Genomic DNA, 22677 nt, shown 5'->3' on the forward strand with positions numbered 1-22677 from the left:
CCGGCGCTCACGGTTCCGAGCCGAGCCGTCGCCAGAAAGGACTCGGCATCAATCGACTATGATGTCGCGGGGCAAGTTGGGGCCCTTCCCGGGAGACGAGGTGTCGAGCATCAGTCAATGGTCGAGGACGCGGGAGGCGGGGTCCTGAGGTCGAGCACCAGATCCTCGGGCTTGAGGTTGATGCTCTTCTCCCTCGAGGACGCGGGAGGCGGGTCCTGAGGTCGAGCACCAGATCCTCGGGCTTGAGGTTGATGCTCTTCTCTCTCGAGGACGCGGGAGGCGGGGTCCTGAGGTCGAGCACCAGATCCTCGGGCTTGAGGTTGATGCTCTTCTCCCTCGAGGACGCGGGAGGCGGGGTCCTGAGGTCGAGCACCAGATCCTCGGGCTTGCTGTTCATCTTCGGCGCACCCGGCTTGAACCCGTCGAGGTTGAAGTCCGGCATCTTGTCCGGGAGTTTGCCCTTGATGTCCGGGCGGGGCGAGAGCTTGGGCCCTCTGCCGAGCTCGAGGTCGGGGGGCTTGATCCCGCAGTCGGGGATGATGTCCTTGAGCTCGGGCATCTTGTCCGGGAGTTTGCCCTTGAGCTCGGACATCTTGTCCAGGAGTTTGCCCTTGAGCTCGGGCATCTTGTCCGGGAGTTTGCCGTTGATGTCCGGGCGGGGCGAGAGCTTGGGCCCTCTGTCGAGCTCGAGGTCGGGGGGCTTGATCCCGCAGTCGGAGATGATGTCCTTGATGTCCTTGATGTCGGGCATCTTGTCCGGGAGTTTGCCCTTGATGTCCGGGCGGGGCGAGAGATTGGGCCCGCTGTCGAGCTTGATGTCGGTCTTCTTGTCCGGGAGGGGAGCAAAGGAGCTGCCGATGTCTGCGATGCTGCGGCCGCACAGCTTGATGTCGGGCTTCTTGTCCGGGAGTTTGCCGTTGATGTCCGGGCGGGGCGAGAGGCTGATGTCGGGCTTCTTGGAGGGACCCTTGAAATCGGGGATCGAGGTCATCGGGATGCTCTTGTCGATACGCATGGACTTGTCTCCGGAATGGAAGGGGGTTGTTGCCGCGAGAGGGGAACGCCTTGACGTGAAGGCGTTGGTGCAGCGCTCGTGCCAGGGCTGATGAGTCCGGAGATGAACGTGATTACGAGGGTTTACGTGGAGGTGGGGCCGCACGCAGGCCCGAATGGTGACCGCCGTCACCGGCTCTCCCTGGAGAGCGCAGTCATCAGTGGTGACTGCTGTCACTAGGCACGGCGGGAGCCCACCGGGTGCCTCTTTGTCCCCTCTCAGAACTTGAGTTCTTTGACATCCGCTCACCGGCCCACCCTCGCGGACACCTTTCGGGCTCACATGTGAGGTTTCGTTCATGCGCATCCTCGGAACGATTGCTTTTGGAATGGTCACGTTGCTGGGTTCAGCGGCTCATGCGGAGCTGCCCGTCATCAAGACGGCGCAGGCGTCCTGGCAGGGCTGCGATTATACGATCAAGGTGTTGCAGGACGTTGATACGGGTGGGACCTTCCCGCTGCCCCTCTACAGAGTCTCCGTTCAGAGTGCGGTCGTTTCGTCCGATACGTGCTCGTTGGTGCCCACGACCGTCGAGCTGGGAACCTCGCTACTCGAACCGAAAATCGCGATCGCGGTCAATGACCAGGGACTCGTGGCCGCCTATTCCGGAGGCGAATATGTTCGGGCCATGGGCGGAAGATGGGTCCACACCTATATTCACCGCTTGAACCCGAGCACGCTGCAAACCACGAGGCTCGCGGCGGATTGGACGTCGGCCCCTGGAACCGCAGGGGGGCCGGGGACCGCGGAGGTAGATCAACTCACCATCCATCCATCCATCCCACGTTGAAGTGACGGGCACGCGGGACGGGAACCTGTTCGCCGTGGTTCCAGGCTACTCACCCTATCGGTTCGGTGAGGGCACTCGCTTCGCCGCCTTCTATCCCGGCTTCTTCGCGCCGAACCAGCAGCAGCCCATTCTGTTCATCTATTGAGCCCGCGCGATTGTGAAGCACCTGGGCCTGGCCACTGCAGGTGCGAGGCGAGCCCCGGCGCGAGGGCCACCCCAGGCCGCGTGGTGTTGAGGCGCTCAAGACAACCCACAGGCCCAGCTTTTCTTATGCTCAACTGCTGAGAAGACGTTCGACTTCGACGTGTTCCGGGGAGGGAGGGGAGGGCTCGCGGGCCCATGGAACACCGCCTCCACGTTGTTCCCGTCAGGGTCGAGCAGGAAGGCCGCGTAGTAGCCGGGATGGTAGGGACGGACGCCCGGAACTCCGTTGTCCCGGCCGCCGTTCTCCAGCCCGGCGACGTGGAAGCGCTCGACAGCCTCACGAGATGTCGCCTGAAAGGCGAAGTGCATTCGACCGGTCAGTGCTCCGGCCGCCGCACGCGAATTCTCAGAGGAGACGAACAGTTCGTCTGCCCAGAAGTAGTCCGCGCCTTCTCCGCCGAGAGGAATGCCCAGCGCTCCGAGAACAGCCGAGTAGAAGCGTTTACTGGCCGCAAGATCTCGCACGACCAACTGGAGATGGTCGATGAGACGGCCCCGATGAAGCATGTTGGTTTCCATGGTCGAAACGCATACCGCGCAGGGCTTCGAGCATTCAAACATCCGAACGCGAGCCGCTGTTCGATGACGTTCTGCGCTGAACCACGATTGTTGCGAATTCGCTTCCCGCTGCCTCCAGGAGTGGACCCGTCCCCACTCCACGCATCGAGGACTTGGGCTTGACACCCTCTCAGGGGCCCCGAGAGGGTCCTCAGGGTGCCCCCTCGCTTCATGAGTCGTTAGCGCTCAGTAGCTCCCGTCATAGCCAACGCCGTTCCTGAGGGAGAACCAGGTCTCACCGCAACGATGATCAGGATTGCCATTCGCATCGTAGTCGCATTCATAGGTGCCACTTCCAATGTAATAGCTGTGACTGCCAGGCTGGAGGTTGGTGCTGAGGTTGGACCTCATCGAGGTGTTGTACTTGTAGTCAGAGTACGTGGAGACGTAGTTCAGCTGGATGGCGGCGCCCAGATTGACGGGGTTGGTACGGGCGCGATCGGCCCAGAAGGTGACGTAGTAGTCCGTCGCCACGTAGACGTACCATGGGCTTTCAGACCGCGCGGTTTCGACCGCCTCCAGGGTGACGAAGGGCACCCCGGCCAAACTCTTCTTCTCCAGCGTGATGGTCTCATCCGGGCTCTGAGCGGTGGACGGGACCGCCGTCGCCTCGAGTTCCGGCTGGCAGGCAAACGTCAAGGGGAGCAGCACGAGTGATGCGGCAAGGAAGGTTCGTTTCATAGGATTGAGGTGAGGCGCTGGGTGGACAGTGATGGCGACGAATTCGCCGCCACCACGATGAGCGGAGCCGGAGAGGGTGTCAAAGGAATCGATACGAGGGACTCGACGCGCCGCGGTGCAGCTCGAACTGGCCAGACGCTCTGGAGCCTCGACACCCGGCGCCCGCGCGTCCGGGAACTGGCCACCGAGGCCCATGTTTACTGGCAGCGGCTCGGCCATCCCCAGCAGGCCCAGCCCGAAGGAGCCCAACGTCAACCAGCCCCCCGGTCCTGGCCCTGCTTCGCATTGGCGAAGCTGACGGGCTGGAGCAGCGCTTCACGCGCCGCCCCAACTCCTTCGTCCCGGCGTACACGCTGGAGCGACCACGCGCCGGCTGCCCCCGCTGCCTGTCTGAGTTCGCCAATGTCTGTCGGATTCCCTGCGCGAAAGCAGACGAGGCTGGGCTTCCGCCCGGCGCGTGCGCTCAGGCGAAGCGGCTGCTCATTGTGACCCGGTACATCCGGAGCCGCACCGTGGCCGCTCCTGGCGGGGGCTCAGCAGGTGTGGCGACAGAGTCTCTCACACATGCTGCGGGTCTGCACACATTCCGCGATGATCGACGGGTTGTTTCCAGCGCTGTTCACGCAGTTCTGATAGTTGGGGTTGCAGCTCGAACAGCAGGGAAACATCGGTTGGATCTGCGCCTCGGCCTCCTGTGTGGGAAGCGCCACGGCGCCCAACGCTCCCAGGGCCAGTCCGAACAATCCAGCCTTCAATGCCTTGAGCACGGTTCAACTCCTTTTGTTGATTGTGTGCTACTGGTTGCGACGACGGGTTCAGCTCTTCTTGGTCTTGACGCCAGACGGCCACCTTGCGACTCCCTGTTCCGCCAGGCGAGGCGCTCCCGAGCAGCAGTCAGGGGGTCCTGGATGCCGGGAGTCCTGCTGAATTCCCGTCTTAGTATTTATTCCTGAAACTGTATGATTTGTCAATCTGGGCCAATACATCCAGGTTGTTCTTGGTTTCTCATGGCCCGGAGTCCACACTCCAGTTTCTGGTGAAATACGCATTGCCCCGGGTGCCGCTCCCCGCGTGAGCGTGCCGTGCGAGTCTGTCTCCCGGTCCTGCTGGTTCGAGGAGGAGTCGCATGACGTCGCCGAAGCACCAATCCATCGTTTGCCCCCCACCTGCCCAAGCCCGCCGGTCCCTTCACGTACGCCAACACCCGGCGCCTGCCTCCACACCTCACGCAGGCGAACACGTCGAAGTCGAACGTCTTCCTTTGGCGTTCCCCGAAAGTCCACTCGCGGCGTCCTCTCCTTCTGCGGCTCCTTCCTGGCCGCTGCCTCGCGCGCCACGCTCGCCTCCCCCGCTCCTGCTGCTTGGGGGAACTGCTGGTGGGCGGCCTGGAAGGTGAAGGCGGCGGCAATCAGCGCCATCTGGCGGTAGTTGAGGGCCGCGAGCGAGAAGCCATCCTCCAGGTTCTGTATCTGCGGTGCCTTGAGCTTCCAGCCCTGCTCGAGCCTGCGCCGGCACTCGGGCGCGCGCAGCTTCGGTAGTCATGCCAGTCCCATATTCACGATGATGCTGCGCAGGACGAAAAGACTTCAGGAGGAACCTATGCAGATATGGGAAGCCATGGACAGCGTGCCGGATGAAGGGTTGGAGCGGCACAAGCTGGACCCGGATGAGCGGAAGGGTCGCACCCTGCCGGCGTTCTACTCCGCCCACTGAGCGTCGTACACTTCACCGCCAGGCCGGTCCCGGCAAGATGAATGGTTTGTCACCGGCGAGCGTCAGCTTGCCCGTGTTCGGCGCGACGTACACCGGCACGGAGATCGGCTGAGTCACCCCACTCGCCTTCCAGGAATCGAGCTTCTGCTGAACGATCTGATTACTGACGTGCTGCTGCACCGGGTTGATGTGGTCGAACCGGGTGCCAGGAACGTCCTGCTTGGGGGATTGTACGTATGAATACCGATGACCGGCAGGCCTTCATGGGCCCACCTTCGGGAGTCAGGTTGCGCGAGTCCTGTCTACAGCAGGAGACATGCCAGGACCGTGGGGTGCTCCCTGGAAATCCCAAGTGCCGGATGTTCTTGAACCTCGGCATCCCGGAGCCATCACCAGGGCCGAATCCGGGCGAGTCCGAGGCCCGGTCCCCCTGGTGACTCCAGTCATTACCCGGGAGGCCTCCACAGACCGATGGAGGAAGGTCGTCCCCCATGGATCCCCCCATAAACAGGTCGGTTCGATGCCCGTGCCAGGGGCGCTCACCGCTTCCGCGGGGGTGGTAACAGTTGTCACCAGGGGGGTGAATGGAGCCTCCACGCCGCTCCACGAGTGTAGAGCGACAGCAGAAACGAACCCCCTCGCGCCACTAACGTTGACCCCCCTTGGTTTGGTGCCTCCGCCTCGGGCAAACCTCACGAGGTTCCACGGTGTCTTCGCTCCAGGCTCGAAATTGCGGCCATTTCTGCTCCCCCAAGCAGGTGAGGAGGGGGCGAGCGTGGCACCTGAGGCAGCGGCCAGGAAGGAGCCGAAGAAGGAGAGGACGCCGCGAGTGGACTGGGCCGAGCTGCTCAAGAGGACGTTCGGTTTCGAGGTTCTTCAGGAGTGCCGTAGCTGCCTCACCGCGACGCGGCGAACACCAGCCAGGCCGCGGACACGTCGAGCAGTCCGTGCACCACCATCAACCACGGCAGCAGGCTGGGACGCCACCGCACCGCCGCGCCCACGGTGAGCGCGAAGGGCAGGAACATGAACAGCCGCCACGAGAGGAAGCGCGCGTCAAAGAGCAGCGGCAGCGTGGCGTGCTGCGCGGAGTGGAAGAACGCGGCCACCGCGAGCGCCTGGATGCGACCCAGGCCCCACGCCTCCAGCCGGGGCATCGCATCCGCGTAGTAGGTGGGCAGCTCCGAGAACGGAATCGTCAGCGGGAAGAGCACCAGCGCCGCCACCGCCGCCCACGTGGGCAGGGGCAGGACGAACATCTCGAGCGCGCGCTGCGGGTCCCCGAAGAGCAGCGTCGCGAGCGCGATGTTCGGAAGCTGTGCCATCGGCGCCGCGACCACCAGGACCCCCAGCAGCGCGAGCAGGTCCATCCCCACGTGGCGCCCGTCCACCTGGTAGAGCGAACGCAGGCTCCTGCCCTCGCACCACGTCTGGCTCCAGAGCCGCGCGATGGAGACAATGTTGGTCAGCACGGCCGTCACCGGCCACCAGGCCGCCGAGGCCCTCCACGCATCCTCCCGGCCCGACAGCGCGAACCCGGCGGCGATGACCGCCTGGAACGCAGCAAACAGCAGCGTCCGGCTCACCAACGACACCCAGGGGAAAGAACGTCCACGCTCCAGGGCAGGCAGCCGAGCAGGGGTCGAGAGAGCGATGTCCATGAAGTCCTCCACGAGTGAGGCGGAGTCGTCCGCCTCGTCATGACGGGAGGTCTATCCCCTCGGAGGGGGGCGGGACTTGTACGGAGGGGACACGGCGGAAGGCGCCTCCTCCTCGACTGTGGCGACGACGCGCTGGCCCTTCCCGAGGGCACGCGACGGCGGCGCTCCCGCGAGCTCCCGGAAGTCCCTGTCCAGGTGCGGCTGATCCGCGTACCCCGCCTCGGCCGCGAGCTCCGCGAGCTTCCTGTCCGGCGTGGTGGCCGCCCCGCGCCACGCCCGAGCCATCCGCGCGAAGCGCACAAAGTCACGCGGTGGCACCCCGACCGCATCCTGAAACCGCCGCGTGAGCTGCCTCCGAGACACTCCCAACGTCTCCGCCAACTCTGCCACGGGCGGGCTGTCGGCACCCGCCAAGGCCCGCGCGGCCTCGCACACGAGCGCGTCACAGCACGGGCGCAGGTGCTCGGAGATCAAAGGCCACAGCCCCTCGAGAGCAACCTCCCCTCCAGGGCGCTGGCGAGCCCACTCGGCAAGCGCGGCATCGAGCCCCGGAGCCACCTGCGCAAGAGGCAACACACGCTCGCGCAGCGCAGCCGCGGACGACCCCAGCAGGCACGCGCACGCGGGAGGCAGGTGGATGCCCAGGACGTCCACCGCGCCCACGGGCTCGAGCAGCAGCGCACGCCCCAGCCCGCCCACCACGAAGCGCTCGGGGAGGGGGCGAACCTGGCCCTCCTCCACGAGCCGCCCGGGCTCACCGAGCTGCAGCACCACATCCGCCCCCGCCACGTCCGGCAGGATGGGGACGCGCAGGTCCTTCTCCGCCTGCCCCGTCAGACGCCACACACACTCCACGTGGCGAGCGAGCGGGGCGGGGGCGGGAAGGGAGTGCGAGTGCAGCATGAGACCACTGGCTCGCGCGTCACCCTTGGAACGGACGCACCACCATCACGGGCCTGTCGGCGTGCGACATCACCGCCTTGGCCACCGAGCCCATCAGCGACGTCTTCAACCCCGTGCGCCCGTGCGTGCCCACGCAGATGACGTCCGCGTCGAAGCGCTGCGCGGCCTGGAGGATGGCCGTCGCCACATCCTGGCCCGCCAGCACCTCCACCTGCACCTTGCGCCCGTGGGCGTCCGCGTCCCGAGGCATGAGCTGGTGCAGCCGCTGCCGCAAATCCCGCTCGGACTCCGTCACCTGCGGCGCCTCGCCCACGGTCACCACGTACACCGAGCCACCGTTGGGCAGCAGCGAGAAGGCATACGGAATGGCCCGATTGGCCGCGTCCGAGAAGTCCGTGGCCACCAGCACCGAGCGCAGCTCGGGAATGGGCACCGCCGAGCCGCGCGCGGCCACCGTCACCGGCACGCTCACCACCGACATCTTCGCCAGCCGCAGCGCGTGGTGCGACACGCTCCACAGCTTGCCCATGGCCCGCCGCTGGTGCGAGCCCACCACCAGCAGGTCCACCTTCTCGTCCGCCGCCAGCGCCACCAGGTGGTCCGCGATGCGCCCCACCCCGGCCTCCAGCCGCAGGCGCACCGGCGGCTGGTCCTGCGTCTCCAGCGGCGACACCAGCGTGCGCACCTCGTGCTCCAGCGAGCGACGCAGCTCGGGCGACACGTCCTGGAAGACATGGGGGTGCGCCAGGCCCATCCGCTGGTACTCCTCGTGCGGCCAGTAGACGCGCCCAGCCACCACCTCCACCTCGCCATAGCGCCGCAGCCCGCGCAGCCAGTCCCGCGCCGCCTCGAAGGGCTGCGAGCGGTCCACGCCCAACATCACCTTCAGCGGACGCTTCCCGGCCACCCACGCCTCGAAGGGCTCCACGTCGCGCACCACCAGCAGCGGCACCGACAACGCCGTGGCCAGCCGGTCCACCGTGCCACCGACGCCCAGGAAAGGCGAGGCGCTCGTGGGCCCCGCCGTCACCACCAGGCCCGCGCCCTTCTCCTGGGCGAAGCGCGCCAGCTCCTCGGCCGGCTCACCCGTCAGGAGCTGGTGGCTCACCCGCGCCCCCAGCTTCTCCACCCGCCGCACCTCGTCCTGCAGCGCCGACGTCGCCGTGTCGTGCAGCGTCTGCCCGAAGGCACGCGCCAGGTCGCCTGGCAGCACGTGCACCAGGAAGAGGGGCTCGTTCAGCTTGCGCGCGAGCTCCGCCGCGGCCGTGGTCGCTCGCTGGGCGGCGTCCGAGAAGTGGGTAGCACAGAGGATGGTCATAACGGCTCCGCACACGGGCTTAGGGCCCGGGTCTTGGGTAAAGGTCGGTTCACGTCCCGTGCCGGGCACTCTAGCCAGCCGAGGCCCCTCCGAGCGGGGGTAAAATCGCGCCTCGTGCCCCGTGTAAAAGCTGCACGCCCGACGCACCGCACCGCAAAGCCTGCGTGCCCGCTCCCAGGGCGCACGAGCGGCCCTCCTGGCATCGCGCTCGCCCCCCCTCTCATCGCTACCTTTTCACCGGAGAAGCCCCTTCATCAGAGAAGCCCTGGAGGTTCCCCATGTACCGCTGCTCGTCCTGTGGCGCCTTCAACCGCGTGCGTGAGCCCCATCCCCCCGGCCAGCCCACCTGTGGCCGGTGCCAGCGTCCGCTCGACTTGTCGGGTGCGCCTCAGGAAGTGGACGGAGAGTCACTGTGGCGGGCGGTGAGGGCCTCGCCCGTGCCCATCCTGCTGGACCTGTGGGCGCCCTGGTGTGGCCCGTGTCGCGCCGCCGCCCCCATCCTCACGGCCGTGGGGCACGCCCAGGCGGGCCGGCTCCTCGTCCTCAAGCTGAACACGGACGCGAATCCCCAGGCGTCCAGCCAGCTCGGCGTGCGGGGCATTCCCACCTTCGTCGTCTTCTCCGGTGGCCGCGAGGTGGCGCGCCGCAGCGGGTTGATGCCGCAGCCGGAGTTGGAGCGCTGGGCCCTGTCGGCCGCCCAGGGCGGAGGACCCTGGGCTTCGGCATGAGCGCACGAGGGGGAGCCGAGCGTCACTCCTTGAAGATGGCGACGGACGCGACGCCGTCCGGACCCACGTAGCCGCGGTACATGCCCGCCGAGTTGAAGGGCATGGCCACGTTGCCCTGCGCGTCCATGGCGATCACACCGCCCTCGCCGCCCGCCTTCACGAGGACATCCAGGACGACCTGGTTGGCGGCCTCGAGCAGCGGCAGCTCCAGGTACTCCATGCGGGAGCAGATGTCGCGCGCGACGGTGTAGCGGATGAAGTACTCGCCATGGCCGGTGGCGGAGACGGCGCAGCGCTCATTGGCATACGTGCCGGCACCGATGACAGGCACGTCGCCCACGCGGCCGAAGCGCTTGTTCGTCATGCCACCCGTGGAGGTGCCCGCCGCGAGGTTGCCGGCCTGGTCCAGCGCCACCGCGCCCACGGTGCCGAACTTGTGCTCGCGGCCCGCGGGGTGCTCCCAGAAGGTCGAGGGCCCCTGGGGCTGACCCTGCTCGGCGGGCGCCTGCTGTTGCTTCTTCTCCGCTTCCAGGGCGCGCTGCAGGGACTCCCAGCGCTCCTCGGTGTAGAAGTAGCTCTCGGGGACGAGCTCCACGCCCTGCTGCTTCGCGAACTCCTCGGCACCCGCGCCGATCATCATCACATGCGGAGACTTCTCCATCACGGCACGCGCGAGCGTGATGGGGTTCTTCACGTGGTGCAGGCCCGCGACGGCACCGGCCGCACGCGTGCTCCCGCTCATGATGGCGGCATCGAGCTCGTTCTTGCCGTCATGGGTGAAGACGGCGCCCTTGCCCGCGTTGAACAGGGGCGAGTCCTCCATGACGCGGATGGCAGCGGTGACGGCATCCAAGCTGGAGCCGCCCTGGGCGAGGACGGAGTGACCGGCTTGGAGGGCCTCGTTGAGCACGGCGCGGACAGCGGCCTCGCGCTCGGGGGAGAGGGACTCTCGCTTGATGACGCCTGCGCCGCCGTGGATGACGATGCCCCACCGGGGGGCGGGCCTGGAGACGTCGTCAGAAGCGCTCATGAGTTTCTCTTCCTCCCGTTTGGAGGTGAGAGCCGTAGAACACCCGAGCGGCAGCAGCAAGGCCGACAGGGTAGCGGTGGCAAGAGCACGACGAAGCGGAACGAGCATGCGTTGAGTCCTCGGAGAATCTCTGCGTCTGCCCTCCAATATTCCCTCTCCCCCTGGGAGAGGGACGGGGTGAGGGTATCGAGTGAACCCGGGTTGAATCCCCGGTCCACACGGTGGGCCACGGGTTGAAGAACGGACTCGGCTACCCTCACCCTAGCCCTCTCCCAGAGGGAGAGGGGACCTACACCGCTAGCTGCGATGCGGCTTCTGCCACATGCCGATGAGGCCGACCGTGAGCAGCTCGTCATCCGAGTAACCCGCGAGCTCGCCCTTCTCCCGCAGCTCGCGCAGCGCGGGCGCCAGCTCATCCTGACGCTCGTAGACGAAGCGCACGCCGGGCATCGTCTCCTCGAACATCCGCTTCCACTCGTCCATGCGGATCTCGTTCACGTAGCAGTTCGGCTTCACGGCATCCCGGTGGGCGGGGCGCAGGTGCGGCCACCACGGCAGGTCCCTCCCGCCGTTCGTATAGGTGCGCGGATCGTGGCTGCCGGTGTGGCTCGAGTAGAGGTGGACGGCGATATAGGCAACACCGCCCGGACGCAGCACGCGGGTCACCTCCTGCAGGGAGGCGCGCGGCTGGGCAATGTGCTCGTAGGCCGACCACGAACAGACGACATCGAAAGTCGCGTCGGGGAAGGACATCTGCTTCGCGTCCATGCGGTACACGGGCAGGCGCCGGAAGCCCGGGACGGAGAGATCTCTCGCGAGCGTCTTCTCGAAGAGCTCATCCCAGCCGAGCACCTTGCGCGTGAGCGTCTTCGCCGTGCGGAGCACCGAGTTGTACCGGAGCATCGCCACGTACTCGCGTAGGTCGAAGCCCTGGGGGACGATGTCCATGTCGATGCCGGTGACCCGGTTCTTCACCGAGAGCACCTTCATGTGCTTGAGCTGCTGGCCGGGACCGACGTCGAGGATGTCCAGCCCCTCGAGCTCACGTCCGAAGGCCTCTTTAATCCGCTTCTCGCACTGACGGACGGCTTCGATCGTGAAGCCCACTTGCTGGATCGTGCCCTCCTGCCACATGCGGTAGAGGTGTTGGACCTCACGTACGCGGCTGACGAGCCCGGCGGGCATCGATGAATAGGAGTACCGCTCCTGCTTCGTTTGCTTCGCTTGATTCACGTGCACGCTCCCCCCGGCAAACCGGGCGAGGCAACAAGCGGTGGTTGCAGCTCCACGTCAGGGCCGCGCTCGTTCGATCTGTCGGTCAACCTGTCCGATGTTGCCAGACAACCCGTCCCGGTAGAAGTCCGCCCTAGGGGGCTCGCGGTGTTGCACCCTGTTCCACTAGCCTCTAGAGGCTCGGGCCAGGCAGCTCCCCTGGAGACCGAGCGAGCCTTCCCGAAGTCTCCTGATGACTGCCCCGTCCCCGGCTCCACCGCCTGCCGCGCCGCGCATTGCCACCGGACCGCGGGGGCTCCCCCTCATCGGAGTCGTTCGCGACGTCCGGAAGGACGTCCTGGGCTGGCTCACGCGGACGGCGGCGGAGCACGGGCCCGTGGCGCAGTACCGCTTCGGCCCCGGGCGCGCCTATCTCGTGACGCACCCGGACGGGCGCAAGCACGTGCTGCAGGACCACGTGAAGAACTACACGAAGGACCACTACAGCTATGCCATGGTCCGCCGGATCGTCGGCGATGGCCTGCTCACGAGCCAGGGCGAGACGTGGCTCAAGCAGCGCCGGCTCGCACAACCGGCCTTCCATCGGGCGCGCATCTCGGCCATGGCGGGGCAGGAGTTCTGGCCGGAACCCGAGCGCTTCGACCCGGACCGCTTCACACCCGAGAAGATCGCCGCGAGGCCCCGGTACGCGTACTTCCCGTTCCTCGGAGGTCCGCGTCAGTGCATCGGCAACAACTTCGCGCTGATGGAGGGCACGCTCATCTTGGCGACGCTCGCGCAGCACCACCGTCCGAGGATGGTGGCCGGCTACACACCGACGCCCGAGCCCCTCATCACGCTGCGACCCTCCAGAGCGCTCCCGGTCCTCATCACCGCGCGCTGAGCCGCATCTTGAGTCTCAGGAGGGCCGGGTCAGGATGAAACGCTCGAGGTCCTCGTCCCGTCCCAGGTGGTGGAGCGCTTTCTCCTCGCGACCGATGTGCCGGAACCCGGCCTTCTCCAGCACGCGCCGGGAGCCGGGGTTACGAGAAAAACAGTTGGCGTGAATGGACTCCAGGCCGAGGGTCTCGAAACCGTAGCGGACCAGGGCCTGAGCCGCTTCCGTGCCGAATCCCTGCCCCCAATAGGCACGCCCGAGCCAGTAAGAGAGCTCGGCGGTGCGGGGGCGCTCCTCCGCGGCCTCCACCAGACCGGCCGCGCCGATCATCTCGCCAGAGTCAGGCAGGCAGAGCGCGAAGACATGCGAGCGAGCATCCAGCGAGGAAATCCAGGCCTCTGCCATTCCGTCTTCGAAGGGGTACGGGATTCCCGCCGCGTTCTCCGCCACCTCGCGGTCGCCCGCCAGGCGCTGGACGGCGCGCGCATCTTCCAGTTGAAGGGGACGGAGAATCAGGCGAGCACTTTCGATGGCAGCCCCCTTGTGACCGTGAGAGAGGGCGCGCTGGATGGAAGGAGTGAGCCGTGCCGCGCGGATCGCATCCATCGCGAACTCCCAGCGCCCCTCGGCACAAAGACCGCTCAAACCTGCATCCTCATAGGCCTCGAGCGCCGCTGACACCAAGGCTTTGCGCACCGCCTCGGCGACAGCGAGACCAGCCTCATCGCAGCGTTTGCAGTCGAGCTCAATCCCCAGCCGACTGCGCCGTCCCTCCTCCGTGAGGACCCAGGGACGCGCCATCCACGGCGGCTCATGGCGCATGTGCTGCCGGTGGCCGCACTCAAGCTCCGCGACCCAGTGGCCTTCACCGTCGAGATGGAACCCAGAGATCTTCTGCTTCATGGGGTCTCCCTAACTTCGAGAGGGTGTAGCGCCAAGAAATGAGCACGGCCTCAGTCAGCATCCTCTGGGGCCGTCTCTCGTTCGGCAGCCCGCTTCTTCTCTTCCCACTCCATCAGGGAGGAGGCCACAGGGTGAAGCGAGTGGTGCGTCAGCCGCTTGTGGTGCACCGCGAGGTAGTGCTCCCCTGCAACTGATACGAACGCAAAGGGAGCGGCTGGGTGGATCTTCAGCCACGCCCCTGCTTCCTCATGGGTTTTGAAGGATGGCGCCGAGGGAGGAATACCCCTGGCGGCGAGCTCTTCGATGTACGGCTCTATGACGAAGTCGCGGTACATACCGCGCGTGTTGTCTTCACGCGAAGACCAGACCCGATAGTACTCATCGCCAATGAGGATGTGTGTCGGGCTGGGTGGCTCAGCAAGTCCCCTCAGCCAGGCCTCTGCCTCATCGCGCTTCGTGAAACAAGCGATGGCGAGCGGGGCATACTCAAGGCGGTTGTTGACGTAGTCCTCGAGGGCATCGAGTTGCCCAGTGTCGGCGATGAAGTTGAGCAGATGGATGAGAACGCTCGCGGACCGCTTCTGTTCAGGCTCGGGAGTCTCGTTGAAGGCCTTCACAAGAAGCTCCATGACCCTTCGCGAGGTCGCATCCTTATGCGCCTCGAGGGTCGTGCTCACGTGGGGGCGTGACGTAGGAGAACCCGCCTTGAGGTAGTCTTCAAACAGATAGACCTGACCTGTTTCACCGATAAATGCCCTGTACTCGTTCACAAGAGACCAGAGCCGCTTTTCTTCATCTCTCCCCTCGAGCTGCGCGACTCGCCATTGAGCCGTGGCAAATTGTGACGCGCTGACGAGGGAGTCGTAGATGCTCAAAGGGCGGCCTCCACAATGGAGGGGGTGGTGGGCCCCCCTGGGGACGCTTCCGCGACAAACACGAGTGGCATCAGGACGAGAGCACCTCCACCCGAGGCGGCGACCGCTGCAACGAAGACAACTCCAGCGATGACAATGACGGAGCCAACAAGAATCTCCTCGCGATGATTCTTGATCCAATCAACCGCAGGCTCTATCTCATCAAACTCTGCTGCGTAGTCCTCGGCCCAGCTACCCATTCGCCGCCTGCACATGTCTGCCTGCTTCCTGCAGTGGTCCGGGCACCACCACTTCTTGGCTTCTCGCCACGGCTGTGTCTTGACATGTTCATATTTCCAGTGGCCGACCCAGACCGGCCTGCTACTCGCGAGGCAATCCTCCTCACACTGGACTCGCCGACCTTCGCAATACTCCTCCAGCCCCGTGGACGAGACGCGCACGAGGCTTCGATTCGAGCGCCTCCCGAGCATGGGGTATTGGAACTTCATCAGCTCGAGGTCCTTGAGCGGCTTCCAGACATGTCGGGTTCTCGATGTGGGGCTCCAAGCATCCCCCCCCTATACCCGGCCACGGATGAGCGGAGAAGGAGCAAAGCGGTCAACGCTCCTGCTCCGCGCTCATGACAGACCTGGCTCTCGTTGAAGGGGGAGATCCAGGGTGGCCGTGGCGCCCTTACCGGGGCCCTCGCTCTCCAGCGTGAGGCTCCCTCCCATCAACTGAGCCGCCAGCGCGCTCGCGTGCAGGCCGAAGCCGTGGCCGTCCTTGCGCGTGGTGAAGCCATGCGCGAAGAGCCTCTCGCGCACCCCCGGCGCTATCCCCATGCCGTTGTCCGTCACCTGGATGCGCGCCCTCCCCTCCTCCGAGGTGAGCTTCACACGCAGCAGCCGCTGCCCCTCTGGCAACACGTCCAGCGCGTTCTTCGCGTTGCTCAGCAGGTTGATGAGGATCTGCAACACCTTGTGCTTGTCCACCTGCGCCTTCGGCACCGCGGACAGCTCGCGGATGATGGAGACGCCGTGGCGCTTGAGCGAGCCCAGCTGGATGCGCAGGGCGTCATCCACCAACTGCGCCAGGTCACACTCCACCTCCATGAGCGAGGTTTTGGCGTAGGTCTGCTGCACCTGGACAATGGCGCGGATGTGATCGATGTGCCGGGCCATCGCCTCCACATCTCCCATCAACTTCTCCTGCTCGCGCAGCAGCTCGTCGGAGAGTCCGGCCAGATAGTCCGGGAGCTGGCTGCCTCGCGGATCCCGGACAAGGAACTCCGCCAGGGTCCCTCGGTTCTCCAGGATCAAGGTCGCAGCCTGCTTCACTCGACTCACACGCGAGGAGCCCACGGCCCTTCGCATCAGCTCGATGTTGATGACAGCGCTGGTGAGGACGTTGCCCACGTTGTGCAGCACGTTGGAGGCCACCTCCGTCATGCCCACCTCGCGAGCCATGTCCACCATCCGGGCCTGCGCCTCCTTCAACTCACGCGTGCGCTCGTCCACCCGCCGCTCCAGCTCATCGTTGGCCCGACGCAGGGCCGCCTCGCCCCTCTGGATATCCGCGTACAACCGCGCGTTCTCAAGGGAGATGGCCGCCTGCGAGGCGATGTGACTCAACAACGCGAAGCGCGCTGGACTGAAGGCGTTGGTGGCCAGGTTGTTCTCCAGGTACAGCACCCCGGAGAACACCTCCTGCCTCATCAATGGCAGACACAGTACGGACCGGATTCCGCCGCGCTGCAGGTACTCGTCGGACGAGAACGGATGAGGCTGGGAGGCATCGTCGATGCGCACGTGCTCCTGGGTCCGTTTGACGTAGGCGATGAGTGTCCACGGCAGCTCGTGGGCGCCCTCTCCCAACGGAAAGACGGCACCTTCCGGCGAGGCGCTCGAGACGGCCGCGATCGAGAGCGTGTCCCCGCTCGGCAGCAGCAGGGCGCCCCGCTGGGCTCCGGCGTTCTCAATGGCCACCTGCATCAGGGTGTTCGCCAGCCGCTCCAGGACGATCTCCCGGGAGATGGCCTGCTGCGCCTTCACCACCGAGAGCGCGTCGATTTGCGTCGAGTCCGTGGTGGAGGTCGAGTGCTCCTCGGCGTCTCGCGAGGGTGCCAGACCCTCCCACCGGGCCTCCAGGTGCTGGACCTTGCCCCGGGCGCCCCACTGCAGGTACGCCGCCCGGGCATCACGCGCGAAGGCGAGGGCCACCGTCGGCGCCTGCCGCGTCCGCCAGAAGTTCGCCGCGAGCTCCGCCGCGATGCCGACGAAATGGATGAAACCATTCTCACGGGCCAGACGGATGGCCTCTTCATACGCGCGGGTCGCATCCTCCGAGCGCCCCTCGAGCCGGGCCCGCTCCGCGAACACCATCCGCTCCGGGGCGCGGAAGGTCTCGGGACAGCTCTCCGCCCACTCCGCGAGCTGCGCGTGGTGCTGCTGGAGGGCCTCGAGCGACTTCGCCCGTGCCTCCGCCCCCTGTCCCTCACAGCACGCGGCCAACGCCAGGGCACGGTAGAAGTGGAAGTCCAGCATGCTGATGCTGAACTTCATGACCCACATCATCCCGGTCGCCTTGTCCGCCGCCTCGATCGCCTCCGAGAAGGCGCCACACATGAAGCGGGACTTGAGCCGGATGAGCCAATAGGTGCTTCGCAGGGAGCTCATGCGCGCGGACGTCAGGCTCGCCTCGAAGGCGCGCTCGTCGAACCCCTCCCCGTTCAGCGTGTCAAACGAGAGCGTGCACCCGCGCAGCAGCTGCACGTAGCGCTGATGGAGGAGGATGATGTCCGGCGCGTCCACGCTCCCAGCCCTGCGCGCGAAGTCGGCTCGCTGCACCGTGTCCCGGTAGACATCATCCAGGTCATCCCCCTTGGCGATGCGGTTCTGGATGATGGACATGACGCAGTAACAAGCCGTCAGGACGTCACTGATCTGCACCGAATGGTGGAAGGCGCTGAGGATGACCTCCTGCGTGACGGAGAAGGGCTGGCTCCAATAACAGACGTACTGCATGCTGTAGAGGGCGTTGGGCCGCCGATGGGTCAGGTTGTAACGCTCGACGAGCTCGCGAGCGAGCCGGCTCAGCGCATAGCCCTCCCGGTACCGCTTGAAGAAGGGGCCGAACATCACCCCCAGCCAGCCGAAGCCGGTCACGGATTCCGCCGTGAAGCCATGACGCAGGGTGAGGGACACCATCCGGCACAGGGCGATGGTGAACAGATGGGGACTGGTGAAGAACGCCGACGAGTAGAGTCCGGCCAGGGTGAGCATCGCCAGCTTCACGTCCGGATCCGTCATGGGCGGAAGGTCGATGAAGCTCTCGATGGGCCGGTCCCCGATCAGCGCCCGCACCTCCTCATAGGCGGCCGTCGCCTCCTCTTGCGAGGGATTCACGGGAATCGGAATGCCCAGCAGCGCCAGGCATTCCAGCGAGCAGTCGCGGGCCTCCAGGATCCGGCCCATTCCAAAGCAGATGTCATTCTTCAGGCGGTAGGCGGCCACCATGTCCGCGCGGGTACGGGCTCGGGGGCGTAGCTCCTCGGCCAGACGACCCGCCTCGGGGGCATTGCCGCTCATCAGCTCGCACGTCGCCTGGTCGAGCCTCACCTTGAAGGCCAGGGCCTCGTCCGTCTCCCACGGGTCTCCTGGGATGAGTGAGAACGCCTTCGTGAAGTAGGTGATGGCGGGCCGATGCGCGATGGACGCCATCGCCTTCGCTCCCGCCTCCGCGTTCAGCCTCGCCAGCCGGTGGCGCTCCTCCGGCTCCTTCATCAGCTCCGCCCCGGCGTTGAGCTGGCTCACCACGTCGAAGAGCTTCTCCCTCAGCTCTTCGGCTGTCAGGCTCTCCAGCATCACCCGGCCGATGCGCAGGTGGATGGCCTTCTGCTCCTCCTCCGAGATGAGCGCATGGGCCGCCTGATGGATGCGATCATGCAGGAAGCGGTACTGCTCCGGGCCTCCCCGCATCACCAGGCCCTCCTGCAGCGCGGGCCCCAATCCCAGCTCCACCGCCCCCACGTCCCCCAGCTCCGAGAGGGTGCTCAACATGGACAGGGAGAAGACGTTGCCCACGCACGCGGCCAGGTGCAGCAGGCGCTGCGCCTCCCTGGGGAGTTGGCGCAGCTTGCCCACCAGGAAGTCCACCACGTTGTCCGAGTACCCCATCGCCCGGACACCCTCCGCGTCCCACCGCCACCCTCCCTCCGCCGTGCGCACCAGCAGCCCGTCCTGGTCCAGCGCCAGCAGGAGCTGGTTGAGGAAGAACGGGTTGCCGCCCGTCTTCTCCCGCACCAGCTCTGACAACGGCTCCACCACCTCCCGTCCCGCTCCCGGCAGCGTATCCGCCACCAGCTGCTCCACCTGCTCCTGGCTCAGCGGCTCCAGCAGGATGTCCGTCACCTGTGCGCCGGCCTTGCGCACCGCCTCCAGGGACAGCATCAGCGGATGGGAGAGGCTGACCTCGTTGTCCCGGTAGGCCCCAATGAGCAACAGGGGCGGCGCCTCCGAGTGAGTGAGCAGGTGCTGCAACAATTGCAGACTGGCCGCGTCCGCCCACTGCAGGTCATCCAGGAACACCACCAGCGGATGCTCCCGCGTGGCGAACACGCCGAGGAACTTGCGAAACACCTGATTGAAGCGAGTGCGTGCCTCGGAGGGAGGCAGCGTCTCCACCGGAGGCTGTCTGCCCGCGATGAGCTCCAGCTGGGGGACGAGCTCCACCATGCGCTGGCCCTGGTCCCCCCAGGCCTCCTGGAGACGCTCACGCCACTGGGCCAGCTCCTCGTCGCTGCCCGCCAGCAACTGCTGCACCAGCCCTCGAATCGCCTGTGCCAGCGTCGCGTACGGAATGTCTCGCTGGAACTGCTCGAACTTCCCACGCAGGAAGAAGCCTCGCCGTTGCACCACCGGCTTGTGCAGCTCCTGCACCAGTGACGACTTGCCGATGCCCGAGTAGCCGCGCACCAGCATCAGCTCCGCCTGTCCTCCGTGGACGATCCGCTCGAAGCCCGCCAGCAGCGTGGACACCTGGGCCTCGCGCCCATACAGCCGCTGCGGCAGGGAGAGCCGCTGGGGCACATCCCGGGTGCCCAACGGGAACATCTCGAGCTTCCCCTCGCGCAGCCTCTCGCGGCACTGCTCCAGATCGGCCTTCAGCCCCTCGGCGCTCTGGTAGCGCTCCTCGGCCGTCTTGGCCAACAGCTTCATCACGATGGCCGACAGGGCCAGGGGAATGGACGAAACCAGCTCCTGAGGCGGCTTCGGGTGCTGGGCCATGTGCGCGTGGAACCACTCGAGCGCATCCCGCCCCTGGAAGGGCCGGCTTCCCGTCAGCAGCTCGTAGAACGTCACTCCCAGCGAATAGAGGTCCGTGCGGTAGTCCACCAACCGGTTCATCCGCCCGGTCTGCTCCGGCGACATGTACGCCAGCGTCCCCTCAATCAGGTGCGCCGGTGCCGCCTCCAGGTGCTCCACCCGTTGCAGTGAGGCTCCCCCGAAGTCGACCAACCGGGTCTTCCCCGTGGGCTCGACGACGATGTTGGACGGCTTGATGTCCTTGTGGATGACGCCGCGACGGTGGATCTCCGCGAGGATCGACACGAGGGGGATGGTCAGCTCCAGGAACCGCAGCACCTCCATGGGCTGGCCCACGGACTCAGACAGGGGCTCGCCCAGCACCTCCTCCATCAGGAGCACCGGGCGCTCGAGAACCTGCTCGTGGGCATAGGGGCGGACCACGCCGCTCACCCCCCGCAGCCGTTGCAGGATGCTGAACTCCCGGCGATAGCGCTCGCGCTCGCGCGGGCCCGTGGCGGCCGTCGCGGGAGTCTTGATGATGACCGGCAGGCCATCCGACTCGCGCACCCCTTGGAAGAGCACGTTCAAGCCGGTGGAGCGCAGCGTGCCGAGAATCTTGTAACCCGGGATGTCAAACATCATGGCTCAGGTCGACCAGCCCCCCTCCGAGTCAAAGAGCGTACAACCGAATTCATTCCCACCAGAAGCCACCCCCCGTCCCCGTGATTCGCTCGCCGGGTACAGCCCAGGGATTGGGGGTTTGCCTCCAATGGTATCTGCCACGGGACGGAAATGGCTCTTTTGAGAGGACCACTTCATTCCCATACTCCGCCACGTTCATTCCTTCATCCCCGGAGTCACACCATGCGTCCCGCGTCGCCGTCCACCGAGCCACATTTCTCCTTTGTTCTCGAAACACCCGCCGCCACGCCCGAGGCCGCGCGGCAGCACTTCCTCGCGAAACTGTCAGTGGAGACGGATCCCGCCGACCTGAGGCTCGACCTGGAGCGCGGCCGGAAGGGGTTCGTCGTGGTGGACACTCGCTCGCCCGAGGCCTACGCGCGCCGGCACATCCCCGGAGCGCTCAACATCCCGGGCCGCACCGTCTCCGCCGAGACGACGGCGGCGCTCTCCAAGGACGACGTCATCATCGTCTACTGCTGGAGCCCGGCCTGCAACGGCGCCACCAAGGCCGCGGTCCGCTTCGCCGCGCTGGGCTTCCGAGTGAAGGAGCTTCTGGGCGGCATCGAATACTGGGTGAAGGAGGGCTGCCCCACCGAGGGCACGCTCCCCCAGGGCGTCCCCGTCTTCGGCGCCAAGGGCGAACTCTAAGGGACTCCCCGTACCTGGTGGGCGAGGTAGGCTGCGAGCCCATGCCGCGAGGAGTGCCCGCCAAGCTGTTCCCTCCGCACCTCCCGGGGTTGCGCCAGGAGCAGGGACCGCTGCACCGTCAGCTCTACGAGCGCCTGCGTCAGGCCATCCTCACAGGCGTGATACCGCCCCGAAGCCGGTTGCCCTCCACTCGGACGCTGGCGGCCAACCTGGGGGTGTCCCGCAACACCGTGGAGCAGGCCTTCGCCCAGCTCGACGCGGAGGGGCTGCTGGAGCGGCGCGTGGGCTCTGGCTCGGTGGTGGCCCTGCCCGAGCATGTCCGGCCTCCGGATGGACCGGTTCGCGCCCCCACAGGCCGAGCCGAGCTCGCCCCACCGCTGCGCGCGCGAGGCCGACGGGTCGCGGAGCTGCCACTGTCGGCGGCGCCCAGCGGCCTGCTTCCCCTCACCCCGTGCATGCCCGCGCTGGACGCCTTCCCGCTCTCCCTCTGGCGGCGCTCGCTCCAGCGCCAGAGCCGGCAGACGGGCACGCAGTTGCTGAGCTACGGAGAGACGGCCGGTTGGCGCCCGCTGCGTGAGGCGGTGGCCGCGCACGTGGGGACGTCGCGCGGGGTGCGTTGCGACTGGCGGCAGGTGCTCATCGTCACCAGCACGCAGCAGGCGTTGGATTTGGTGGCGCGCCTGCTGCTGGAGGAGGGCGACGCGGTGTGGATGGAAGAGCCCGGTTACCTGGGCGCGCGCACCGCCTTCTCCGCGACGGGCGCACGGCTCATCCCCGTGCCCGTGGACGAGGAAGGGCTGCGGGTGGACGAGGGCCTCTCTCGAGCACCCAAGGCACGGCTGGCCTATGTGACACCGTCCTACCAGTACCCGCTCGGCCTCACGATGAGCCTCGCGCGCCGGCTGGCCCTGCTGGAATGGGCTCGGGCCTCGGGCGCATGGGTGGTGGAGGACGACTACGACAGCGAGTTCCGCTACACGTCGCGGCCCATCGCCGCGCTGCAAGGGTTGGGTGACACGGGTCGCGTGCTGTACGTGGGCACCTTCAACAAGGTGATGTTCCCCTCGCTGCGGCTGGCCTACCTCGTGGTGCCGGAGCCGCTCGTCGAGCCCTTCCTTCGCGCCAAGTCCCTGGCGGACGGACATACCGCCCTGCTGTCCCAGGCCGCCATGGCCGACTTCATGGAGCGCGGCCACTTCACCGCGCACCTGCGGCAGATGCGGCTACTGTACGCCGAACGGAGGCAGGCCCTGCTGGATGCGCTCCGCCGCGAGGCCGGGAACAGCCTCCAGCCGGTGGGCTCCGTCGAAGCGGGCATGCATGTCACGGTGAAGCTGGCGGGCCGCGCGGATGACGTGGCGCTCGTCCAACGAGCCGCGAGCCGAGGCCTGGACACGCGTCCCCTCTCCGCACATTACCTGGGAACGAAGCGCTCAAGCGGGCTCGTGCTGGGCTTCTCCGGCGTGGACCCCGCCGCACTCCGGTCCGCGGCAGCCTCCCTGGCGTCGCTGCTCTGACTCCGCCCCACCGTG

The 22677-nt window shown here is 66.6% G+C and carries 18 protein-coding genes; 5 read left to right on the forward strand and 13 right to left on the reverse strand.

What is annotated here, in order from left to right:
- Positions 1 to 7 precede the first annotated feature (7 nt).
- Positions 8 to 1015, reverse strand: a complete 1008-nt coding sequence (locus F0U60_RS50445) for a hypothetical protein (protein ID WP_395811691.1) — start codon at positions 1013 to 1015, stop codon at positions 8 to 10.
- Positions 1016 to 1352: 337 nt separating this feature from the next.
- Between F0U60_RS50445 and F0U60_RS50450 the strand changes: the two genes are divergently transcribed.
- Positions 1353 to 1844 carry a hypothetical protein gene (locus tag F0U60_RS50450; RefSeq protein ID WP_395811693.1) on the forward strand — a complete coding sequence of 164 codons (492 nt, stop codon included), beginning with the start codon at positions 1353 to 1355 and terminating at the stop codon, positions 1842 to 1844.
- A gap of 240 nt (positions 1845 to 2084) precedes the next feature.
- On the opposite strand, the gene F0U60_RS50455 is transcribed toward F0U60_RS50450, so the two are convergent.
- The 6 genes from F0U60_RS50455 to F0U60_RS50480 form a co-directional block, all read right to left on the reverse strand.
- Positions 2085 to 2567: a VOC family protein gene (locus F0U60_RS50455; RefSeq protein ID WP_395811694.1), complete on the reverse strand. Its 483-nt coding sequence runs from the start codon at positions 2565 to 2567 to the stop codon at positions 2085 to 2087.
- A gap of 225 nt (positions 2568 to 2792) precedes the next feature.
- Complete coding sequence (locus tag F0U60_RS50460) at positions 2793 to 3506, reverse strand: hypothetical protein (RefSeq protein WP_395811695.1); 714 nt, start codon at positions 3504 to 3506, stop codon at positions 2793 to 2795.
- A 314-nt stretch (positions 3507 to 3820) separates the two neighbouring features.
- A complete protein-coding gene (locus F0U60_RS50465; RefSeq protein ID WP_395811696.1) occupies positions 3821 to 4054 on the reverse strand; it encodes a hypothetical protein in 234 nt (77 codons plus the stop codon).
- Positions 4055 to 5896: 1842 nt separating this feature from the next.
- Positions 5897 to 6661, reverse strand: coding sequence for a hypothetical protein (locus F0U60_RS50470; RefSeq protein WP_395811697.1), 765 nt, complete (start codon positions 6659 to 6661; stop codon positions 5897 to 5899).
- A gap of 51 nt (positions 6662 to 6712) precedes the next feature.
- Positions 6713 to 7564, reverse strand: coding sequence for a helix-turn-helix domain-containing protein (locus F0U60_RS50475; protein WP_395811698.1), 852 nt, complete (start codon positions 7562 to 7564; stop codon positions 6713 to 6715).
- Positions 7565 to 7583: 19 nt separating this feature from the next.
- Positions 7584 to 8882 carry a universal stress protein gene (locus F0U60_RS50480; RefSeq protein ID WP_395811699.1) on the reverse strand — a complete coding sequence of 433 codons (1299 nt, stop codon included), beginning with the start codon at positions 8880 to 8882 and terminating at the stop codon, positions 7584 to 7586.
- A gap of 278 nt (positions 8883 to 9160) precedes the next feature.
- Here F0U60_RS50480 and F0U60_RS50485 point away from each other — a divergent pair, with 278 nt between their 5' ends.
- Positions 9161 to 9610 (forward strand): thioredoxin family protein, encoded by a 450-nt coding sequence (locus F0U60_RS50485; protein ID WP_395811700.1) that lies wholly within the window; start codon positions 9161 to 9163, stop codon positions 9608 to 9610.
- A gap of 22 nt (positions 9611 to 9632) precedes the next feature.
- Here F0U60_RS50485 and F0U60_RS50490 read toward each other — a convergent pair whose 3' ends face one another.
- Both F0U60_RS50490 and F0U60_RS50495 read right to left on the reverse strand, forming a co-directional pair.
- A complete protein-coding gene (locus F0U60_RS50490; RefSeq protein ID WP_395811701.1) occupies positions 9633 to 10640 on the reverse strand; it encodes an isoaspartyl peptidase/L-asparaginase family protein in 1008 nt (335 codons plus the stop codon).
- Positions 10641 to 10937: 297 nt separating this feature from the next.
- A complete protein-coding gene (locus F0U60_RS50495; RefSeq protein ID WP_395811702.1) occupies positions 10938 to 11873 on the reverse strand; it encodes a class I SAM-dependent methyltransferase in 936 nt (311 codons plus the stop codon).
- 232 nt (positions 11874 to 12105) lie between these two features.
- On the opposite strand from F0U60_RS50495, the gene F0U60_RS50500 reads away from it, so the two are divergent.
- The gene (locus tag F0U60_RS50500) at positions 12106 to 12756 is read left to right on the forward strand and encodes a cytochrome P450 (RefSeq protein WP_395811703.1); all 651 of its coding nucleotides are present in this window, start codon (positions 12106 to 12108) and stop codon (positions 12754 to 12756) included.
- A 15-nt stretch (positions 12757 to 12771) separates the two neighbouring features.
- Here the strand turns inward: F0U60_RS50500 and F0U60_RS50505 are convergent, their stop codons facing one another.
- From F0U60_RS50505 to F0U60_RS50520, 4 genes are all read right to left on the reverse strand, one after another.
- Positions 12772 to 13653 (reverse strand): GNAT family N-acetyltransferase, encoded by an 882-nt coding sequence (locus F0U60_RS50505; RefSeq protein WP_395811704.1) that lies wholly within the window; start codon positions 13651 to 13653, stop codon positions 12772 to 12774.
- 50 nt (positions 13654 to 13703) lie between these two features.
- Positions 13704 to 14528 carry a hypothetical protein gene (locus tag F0U60_RS50510; protein ID WP_395811705.1) on the reverse strand — a complete coding sequence of 275 codons (825 nt, stop codon included), beginning with the start codon at positions 14526 to 14528 and terminating at the stop codon, positions 13704 to 13706.
- Positions 14525 to 15016, reverse strand: a complete 492-nt coding sequence (locus F0U60_RS50515) for a hypothetical protein (RefSeq protein WP_395811706.1) — start codon at positions 15014 to 15016, stop codon at positions 14525 to 14527. The genes F0U60_RS50510 and F0U60_RS50515 overlap by 4 nt, the downstream gene beginning before the upstream one ends.
- A gap of 129 nt (positions 15017 to 15145) precedes the next feature.
- On the reverse strand, positions 15146 to 20452 hold the full coding sequence (locus F0U60_RS50520; protein ID WP_395825803.1) for an AAA family ATPase: 5307 nt from the start codon (positions 20450 to 20452) through the stop codon (positions 15146 to 15148).
- Positions 20453 to 20677: 225 nt separating this feature from the next.
- Between F0U60_RS50520 and F0U60_RS50525 the strand changes: the two genes are divergently transcribed.
- Complete coding sequence (locus F0U60_RS50525; RefSeq protein ID WP_395811707.1) at positions 20678 to 21145, forward strand: rhodanese-like domain-containing protein; 468 nt, start codon at positions 20678 to 20680, stop codon at positions 21143 to 21145.
- A 41-nt stretch (positions 21146 to 21186) separates the two neighbouring features.
- On the forward strand, positions 21187 to 22662 hold the full coding sequence (locus F0U60_RS50530; protein WP_395811708.1) for a PLP-dependent aminotransferase family protein: 1476 nt from the start codon (positions 21187 to 21189) through the stop codon (positions 22660 to 22662).
- Positions 22663 to 22677: the final 15 nt, after the last annotated feature.

The sequence above is a fragment of the Archangium minus genome, assembly GCF_044360475.1.
Classification (GTDB): domain Bacteria; phylum Myxococcota; class Myxococcia; order Myxococcales; family Myxococcaceae; genus Archangium; species Archangium minus.

What these genes read in the sequence shown, in the direction of transcription:
- F0U60_RS50530 (WP_395811708.1), top strand. Translation starts at nt 21,187, where the DNA reads ATGCCGCGAGGAGTGCCCGCCAAGCTGTTCCCTCCGCACCTCCCGGGG.
- F0U60_RS50455 (WP_395811694.1), bottom strand. Translation starts at nt 2,567, where the DNA reads ATGGAAACCAACATGCTTCATCGGGGCCGTCTCATCGACCATCTCCAG.
- F0U60_RS50480 (WP_395811699.1), bottom strand. Translation starts at nt 8,882, where the DNA reads ATGACCATCCTCTGTGCTACCCACTTCTCGGACGCCGCCCAGCGAGCG.
- F0U60_RS50460 (WP_395811695.1), bottom strand. Translation starts at nt 3,506, where the DNA reads ATGGCCGAGCCGCTGCCAGTAAACATGGGCCTCGGTGGCCAGTTCCCG.
- F0U60_RS50505 (WP_395811704.1), bottom strand. Translation starts at nt 13,653, where the DNA reads ATGAAGCAGAAGATCTCTGGGTTCCATCTCGACGGTGAAGGCCACTGG.
- F0U60_RS50525 (WP_395811707.1), top strand. Translation starts at nt 20,678, where the DNA reads ATGCGTCCCGCGTCGCCGTCCACCGAGCCACATTTCTCCTTTGTTCTC.
- F0U60_RS50450 (WP_395811693.1), top strand. Translation starts at nt 1,353, where the DNA reads ATGCGCATCCTCGGAACGATTGCTTTTGGAATGGTCACGTTGCTGGGT.
- F0U60_RS50445 (WP_395811691.1), bottom strand. Translation starts at nt 1,015, where the DNA reads ATGCGTATCGACAAGAGCATCCCGATGACCTCGATCCCCGATTTCAAG.
- F0U60_RS50500 (WP_395811703.1), top strand. Translation starts at nt 12,106, where the DNA reads ATGACTGCCCCGTCCCCGGCTCCACCGCCTGCCGCGCCGCGCATTGCC.
- F0U60_RS50470 (WP_395811697.1), bottom strand. Translation starts at nt 6,661, where the DNA reads ATGGACATCGCTCTCTCGACCCCTGCTCGGCTGCCTGCCCTGGAGCGT.
- F0U60_RS50520 (WP_395825803.1), bottom strand. Translation starts at nt 20,452, where the DNA reads ATGTTTGACATCCCGGGTTACAAGATTCTCGGCACGCTGCGCTCCACC.
- F0U60_RS50490 (WP_395811701.1), bottom strand. Translation starts at nt 10,640, where the DNA reads ATGAGCGCTTCTGACGACGTCTCCAGGCCCGCCCCCCGGTGGGGCATC.
- F0U60_RS50485 (WP_395811700.1), top strand. Translation starts at nt 9,161, where the DNA reads ATGTACCGCTGCTCGTCCTGTGGCGCCTTCAACCGCGTGCGTGAGCCC.
- F0U60_RS50515 (WP_395811706.1), bottom strand. Translation starts at nt 15,016, where the DNA reads ATGAAGTTCCAATACCCCATGCTCGGGAGGCGCTCGAATCGAAGCCTC.
- F0U60_RS50475 (WP_395811698.1), bottom strand. Translation starts at nt 7,564, where the DNA reads ATGCTGCACTCGCACTCCCTTCCCGCCCCCGCCCCGCTCGCTCGCCAC.